Origin of the sequence: Okeania sp. SIO2C9, assembly GCF_010672455.1 — a bacterium.
Lineage (GTDB): Bacteria > Cyanobacteriota > Cyanobacteriia > Cyanobacteriales > Microcoleaceae > Okeania.
The window spans coordinates 1-5,696 of the sequence record NZ_JAAHGO010000165.1 but is presented as its reverse complement, the minus strand read 5'-3'; the positions used below and the strand labels follow the sequence as shown (position 1 = coordinate 5,696).

Sequence of the window (5,696 nt, the reverse complement as noted above, 5' to 3'; positions counted from 1 at the left end):
TTATCCTTTATTCTTTTTTGGCTACCCTGATTGATTGAGCCGATACGATCGCTCCCTTTTTTATCAATCCCTTTCATTGGCCTTGGCAGTTATCATCATTGCCTACCCCATCATATTGAGTGGATACGTTGATAGGCTTAACAACTCCGGTATCATCGGGTTTCTGCCCGGAGTGTTTTTTGAAAGAGGCGATAAATACTCCCTCAGCAGCTTCGACCCCTTGACATTGTAATTTGGTTACTAAATTTAAGAAGCTACTCAGCGATCGCGTTTTTTGGTATGTAACCATAAGGCACTCTCGGAATATATCAGGGCTAGTCCCGGAGTTCTCCGCAATCATAAATATCTGTCCCCAAAGTGTATCTTTTGTTTGGCCAAGAGTGCCAAACCACTTGGAGAATTTAAGGATGCTACATTCTAATTTATTACCTAGAGCCTCTTCTCCTAGCTTCCACTGACCCTCTTGACAGTTACAGCGAAGGTTTGGAATGTCGTCTGCAACTAGAATTGCATTTTCTGGCTTAGTTCCGAATACATTAAGTGTTGTTGTCATTGTTATATAATTTCCTTAACTATTGATTTTTAATGGATAGGGACGTTTTTGTTGACATTTTTGCTATCATCCTTAAAGCTGCTCCCACTGCTTCAGTCAAACTGCTAGTTTTCTCAGAAGGGTGTAGCGCCCAATTGATAGAAAAGCTGGTGTAATATTCATTGTCACGCCTACGCTTTATGTAGCAATACTTTTCCTTACTTCGAGCTACTTTGCACTGACTATCATCATCAGTTTTATAGGCTTTAAAACCATCCGGTAAATAATTTGCTACCTTTGAACCTATCCTGATTTCCTTGGGATGACGTATATATTCAGTCTCTAAGAGCTCCTGCCAAATCTTATCAAAGTATGGCTTTATATGGTCTGGAGTAGTACAAGAGAAGGACATATAAATCTGATGACGATATACTAATTGGATGTATCTACCGTGATATCTATTCTCGTGATAGCAGAAAAAATTACCATTTATGTACCCAGAATTAGGGTAAAATTCGTCGCCCCACTTAATGACAAGATGTAGGTCTGGTCTGATTTTTGGATGTAAGATGTGTTTTGGTTTGATGAGCTGGTAGTTGATTTGCTCATTTACCATGAAGGCTTCCAAGTCTAAATTATATTTTGCTAGCTCATTAATTAGGCTAGGGGTGATATCTAGATATGAGCCGTAATGATATATGGTACCTATTTCTGTACCGTAGTGATAAACCTTGAGAATCATCTCATCATGTTCGACTTTAAAGCTTTCTAGCTTCTCTATTTCAGCTTTGATGGCATCCATCCAGGTAGGGTCATCGTCATCAATAATACCAGCTAAGTCCAGTTGCTCAGTTGTAACGTTGTACTGGTATCCATCATCTGAATCCTCCCCAGTAGTAGGAGAGGACAGTACTTCTCCAGACGATGCTATACCTTTGGGGATAATTCAATCTCAATTAAGGCATCAATCATTTCTTCGGTGAAGCCGTGATGCAACATCTTTGAGGTATTAGAAGAATATAAATCCACACCGTCGTCCTCAAAGATACCTATATAGGATGTCCCATGGTAAACATCCAGGAAGGTTGATTTACCATTGGAGTCATAGCCAAAAGTTAATTCAGGGTTGACTTTTTTGATCTCACCTGCAACTGTCTCTAACAACGGTGTAGGAATAACTTCAGTCTTTTTAGATGGTTCTGGTTGCTCAACCTTAAGATATAGTTCTGTTTGCACCCCTACGCTTTGCTCTAACACTTGCTCCTCTTGTTTGTTTCCAGCCTGAGAGCCAGTTGTGGCTTTCATCTGGGAAGCGTTCGCTGCTATTTCCGCATCGGTTATTGTCTCGGCTCGTCCTCCAAGAATTTCTTGTTTTGGGGATGGTGCTAATCCTGTAAATGTATTAGATGCTATTTCCTCTGCTGTAGGTTGCTCGGACTCTTCTGAGATAATTACCTCTAAGCGGGCGCGCTCATCCTCTGATATTCCGGGTTGTTCTCGACATGGTCGGAGGTCGTCTTTAGTGCAAATAATAGCCCGACCTTCTACAAAAATCACCCGCTCGTTATCTTTCTCTACTGGTTGGCCATGGAGATAATATCCTAAGTAAATCGCTTCATACTTCGCTTTAGTAATGGGTGCGGTGTACTGAAACTTGTAACCAAGAGTGGCTGGTACTCTCTTGGCCACCTTAGCTTTGCTGATACATTTAATTTGATTACGCTCTGGAATGCTACATAGCTCCCAGATTTCCTTGACTTTAGCGGACCCGATATTAGCTTTGAAAGCGTCCAATTCAGCACGAGTGGCTTTACTTAGTAACTGCTGCTTGAGTTCTGTAGGTGTAGGTGTAGGGTCTGGGTTTTGAAAATTAGACTCTGGTTCAACTGCTGTAGTTTCATTAACAACTAAAGATTGCTCAGTATCCCCTACATTTTTTTCTGAGATTGTAGGCTGTGCTGCATTTACCTTAGCTACTTCTGCCTCAGATGAGTATGGCGATTCAATTTTATCAATCTTTTCGGTATGTGGCGTATTTTGTGGAGGAGCTTCACCAAACAATGAATCATAAGCTTCTACTACATCTTGAGGAGTAGTTTCCGAATTAAGTTCACTCAGAAGATCATCAAATTGGATACCATGTTCTTTAATCAAATAATCAGATAAAAATGTATCCCTCCAAATCTGTGAATCTGAGAGGCCATACTTGCCTATCATTTTGTTGCCATAACCCACTGCTACAGTATTGCCAATGCGACCAAATTTCAGTTTGTATTCAGAAGCACTGTCTAATTTTTCTGTTAATGTATCAAGTTGGTCAAGCTCTTGTTTAATTTCAATTCGTACTGGCCCTGTTTGGTCTGCTTCACTCTCTCCGAGCTTGAGGCGATCGCTTACCAGCAGTTTGTAATCTGGATGCTCAGACAGTAATGATTCTAGTTCTGCAACAACTGACTTAATCTTGGTATCAGCTTTAGATAGTTCAGATAACCTGGTCTTGGCTTTCTTGAGTTGAGCCTCTAAGATAGAGACCAACTCTTCTTGCTTGATAATTACTGGAGATTTTAGTAACATAATGTTTGCCTTCCCGGTTCTTTGTTTACGGACTATGAAGGACATTTAAAGGACATTGCCAGACTTTCTCAGGGTACGGGCGGTGTCCTTTTTTTTTGTCCTGTAGCTAGTGTCCTATCCAGCTACATTTATTATTATAGACCGTTAACAAGTCTACGTCAACTCTTTACAGAAAAAATTTTTTTGTGTTATTGTTAGGCCATAGTCCGTTAACATGACAAAGGAAGTAGTCAAAATGTCAGCCCCACTAGGAAATAAAAATGCAGAATCAGCTTGGTTCCCGCCCGTCGATCCAGAAGAGCGCACGGTATTTGTTGCGGGCCGGATAATCGAAAGTCAGAACGAAGCCCTTGAACGCATAATCAAGCAGAGAGGTATAACAAAATCAGCTCTAATTAGAGAAGCTATAGGGTTTTGGTTAGAATGTCAGGAGGAGAGGGCAGGTAGTTCTTCTGCTGGTAAATAGTGTTCAATAAAAAGTATTAAGAATAAGCGTACGCTCTTGTTTTTTTGTATCTATTTTTCCGATAGCATTTGCGATTGGAAAAAGCTTGTGGGTAAATTTTCGTCGTTAACTTATTTCTGATAGAAAGGAACTAGAGCAAATATTTTAGTTGCCATATTATTGACTAAGACCACGGTTGAGCGGTATACTAAAAATGTAGATAATGCAGGAGGAAGGTATGGCCAAAAAGACTAAAAATATAGGATACGAGACAGTAGCTAAGACCAGAAATAATGGTAAATTCGCCAGTCCTAACCACAAACCTTTAGCTGGTACTTTGGGTGTTAGATTACCTGTGGACTTGAATGAGTGGGTGGTCGTAGAAGCAAAGCGTAGAGGTTGCACTAAAAATGAGTTAATCAGAGAAGCAGTGCGGTTAATGTCACAGCAACAAGTCAGTTAGTAAAAAAAGCGATCGCGATGTACAGAACTCAAGCAGAAGATACGACAATTGAAGCCGAGCAAATCTTGTTTCAACTGATAGGCAATATCCCTGTTGAAACCAGAATAATGCAATATCACAGGGCGTCTATTCAGTCACAACAAATATGGTGGGATTTATTCAAACAACACAATAATTTCACCAATAAACAGCTAAAAAGAGAGTACATAAACTTAAAAATTGGAGCGCAATATTGCTCAATAAATAAACTTGTTGATATAGATTTTATGATTGCTTCGGAAATAGATTTAGCTATTACACTTGGTGAAAAGTTAGATAACTTGAATATCCCATATTATTTAGGAGGTGGTCTTGCTAGTTCTTTCTGGGGGGAGCGCAGACAAACTGAAGATGCTGATATCGCAGTTATTTTAGAACCATATAAAGTAGAGGAATTAGTGTCAGCTTTATCAAATGAATTCTATCTGAGCGAAACTGCTATAGATGATGCCATGAGAGGTCGTGCTAATACTTTTAATGTGATTCATCTAGCCTCAGTTATTAAAGCTGATATTTATCCTATCAAACAATCTAATAATTTTGAAATGTCAGCTATGTCGCGCCGGAAACAAGTGCAACTATTTTCGACAAATAAAACTATTTATATTGCTTCTGCTGAAGATATAATTTTGCAGAAATTAAGGTGGTATAACATCGCCAATAATCATTCCGAGAAACAATGGCGTGATATTTTGGGTGTTCTTAAAGCTAGAAGGAAAGAACTAGATTATGACTACCTAAAGCACTGGGGAAATCAACTTAACGTCTCACCAGAGTTAGAAAGGGCTATTGATCAAACGACATTACCTGGATAGCTAGCTCGCGCTAACTAAAATCAGGCCACAAAAGTCTTCTCCAGATTGGGGAGGATTTTTTTTGCACGTCAAGAGCGATCGCCTCACACAAACCCAGAAAAAGGGACTGTTAATTGAAGCCTTAGTAGGGACTGGGAAAAGCACGATGCTAGCTGAAATTGCTAAGGTTTTGAGGGATAAAAAATTATCTCCTTTAGAATGTCGTTTTGTTGTATTTGGCAGAAAAAAATAAAGCAGATTTGGCCAGCAAACTAAGTGAAATAAATCTGTACAAACTCTCAATAGCTTAGGTGATAAAATACTCATAGAAGTACTAGGAAAGTATCACAATCAATTCAGATTAAATAATGGTAAGTATGAAAAAAATGCACAAACAAAAAGATATCTTGATAGCTATAATAAATGGGGAGATAAAATAGCAGGTAGCCTCAAATAGCAAATCAATATCAGGAAATAGCTATTAACTCTAAGAAAGATTTTGTTGATAAAAATGGCTTAAATATTCCGAATAACACTAAACATTTCAGGCAAACTTTTTAGCGCAGCGACCCAACCGACACCGCACTGACTTGTTTTTGTATTTTGGCAAGTATGTTTTCTTGCGGTCGTGTTGGGAAAAAAGTTTAGCTGGCGGCCTGAAATGTGTTCGCCGACTATACTATTTCAAAGGGTAAAAAGAGTAGAATGCTGAAATTTTTATCTAACCCACATTCCGCACTTCAATTTGAATTACAACATACCACAAAAAAACTTGTCTATTTAATTAAGTAGAATTACTTATGGTATTTAGTGACTTCAAGTGAGATCATAAAGCTGATGATCCCATGA

The 5,696-nt window shown here is 38.9% G+C and carries 7 protein-coding genes; 4 read left to right on the top strand and 3 right to left on the bottom strand.

The features are described from left to right. Nucleotides 1–73: 73 nt before the first annotated feature. The 3 genes from F6K23_RS39760 to F6K23_RS39750 form a co-directional block, all read right to left on the bottom strand. Nucleotides 74–553 (bottom strand): hypothetical protein, encoded by a 480-nt coding sequence (locus tag F6K23_RS39760; RefSeq protein WP_293166615.1) that lies wholly within the window; start codon nucleotides 551–553, stop codon nucleotides 74–76. 19 nt (nucleotides 554–572) lie between these two features. Beyond that, nucleotides 573–1,334 carry a hypothetical protein gene (locus F6K23_RS39755; RefSeq protein ID WP_293166613.1) on the bottom strand — a complete coding sequence of 254 codons (762 nt, stop codon included), beginning with the start codon at nucleotides 1,332–1,334 and terminating at the stop codon, nucleotides 573–575. Nucleotides 1,335–1,459: 125 nt separating this feature from the next. After that, nucleotides 1,460–3,106 carry a hypothetical protein gene (locus F6K23_RS39750; RefSeq protein ID WP_293166611.1) on the bottom strand — a complete coding sequence of 549 codons (1,647 nt, stop codon included), beginning with the start codon at nucleotides 3,104–3,106 and terminating at the stop codon, nucleotides 1,460–1,462. Nucleotides 3,107–3,341: 235 nt separating this feature from the next. Between F6K23_RS39750 and F6K23_RS39745 the strand changes: the two genes are divergently transcribed. The 4 genes from F6K23_RS39745 (at nucleotide 3,342) to F6K23_RS39730 (ending at nucleotide 5,100) form a co-directional block, all read left to right on the top strand. Next, a complete protein-coding gene (locus tag F6K23_RS39745; RefSeq protein WP_293166609.1) occupies nucleotides 3,342–3,572 on the top strand; it encodes a CopG family transcriptional regulator in 231 nt (76 codons plus the stop codon). Between the two features lie 217 nt (nucleotides 3,573–3,789). After that, on the top strand, nucleotides 3,790–4,014 hold the full coding sequence (locus tag F6K23_RS39740; RefSeq protein WP_293166607.1) for a CopG family transcriptional regulator: 225 nt from the start codon (nucleotides 3,790–3,792) through the stop codon (nucleotides 4,012–4,014). Between the two features lie 17 nt (nucleotides 4,015–4,031). Beyond that, nucleotides 4,032–4,868 (top strand): hypothetical protein, encoded by an 837-nt coding sequence (locus tag F6K23_RS39735; RefSeq protein ID WP_293166605.1) that lies wholly within the window; start codon nucleotides 4,032–4,034, stop codon nucleotides 4,866–4,868. A 61-nt stretch (nucleotides 4,869–4,929) separates the two neighbouring features. Next, nucleotides 4,930–5,100, top strand: coding sequence for a hypothetical protein (locus tag F6K23_RS39730; protein ID WP_293166603.1), 171 nt, complete (start codon nucleotides 4,930–4,932; stop codon nucleotides 5,098–5,100). Nucleotides 5,101–5,696: the final 596 nt, after the last annotated feature.